Source organism: Streptomyces sp. MUM 203J (assembly GCF_022414595.1).
In the GTDB taxonomy this organism is placed as follows: Bacteria; Actinomycetota; Actinomycetes; order Streptomycetales; family Streptomycetaceae; genus Streptomyces.
On record NZ_JADWYO010000143.1, the window covers coordinates 1 to 475 of the forward strand.

At 73.7% G+C, this 475-nt stretch carries 2 protein-coding genes; both read left to right on the forward strand.

All coding sequences use genetic code 11. The annotated features are described in order from the left end of the window. On the forward strand, positions 1-137 hold a 137-nt coding region (locus I3F58_RS29215), incomplete at its 5' end, for a carboxyl transferase domain-containing protein (RefSeq protein WP_240111729.1). A gap of 13 nt (positions 138-150) precedes the next feature. After that, the gene (locus tag I3F58_RS29220; protein ID WP_240111728.1) at positions 151-369 is read left to right on the forward strand and encodes an acyl-CoA carboxylase epsilon subunit; all 219 of its coding nucleotides are present in this window, start codon (positions 151-153) and stop codon (positions 367-369) included. Positions 370-475 lie beyond the last annotated feature (106 nt).

Genomic DNA, 475 nt, shown 5'->3' on the forward strand with positions numbered 1-475 from the left:
ACGCCGCCGAACGCGGCCTCGTCGACGACGTCATCGACCCCGCCGAGACCCGCGAGGTGCTCATCACCTCCCTCGCGATGCTCCGTACCAAGCACGCCGACCTGCCGTCCCGCAAGCACGGCAACCCGCCTCAGTGACCGGGAGCCTCCTGTGACCACACCCACCGTCGACGCCTCCTCGCTCCTCCGGGTCGAGAAGGGCCACGCCGCGCCCGAGGAACTGGCCGCGCTCACCGCCGTCCTGCTCGCCCGTGCCGGTGCCGAGAGCGCCGCCCCCGCCGCGCACCTGTCCGCCGCGCGTTCCACCGCCGGCTGGCGGCGGCTGGAGCGGCAGTCCGGGTTCCGGGCGCCGCACTCCTGGCAGGGCTGAGCCCGGCCGCCTCGCACGACAGAAGGCCCCGCACTCCATCTTGGGTTCTGACGGTCCTCGCAACACCCGCGATCTGTGGGAGTTGCGAGGACCGTGGCCGTTGGGC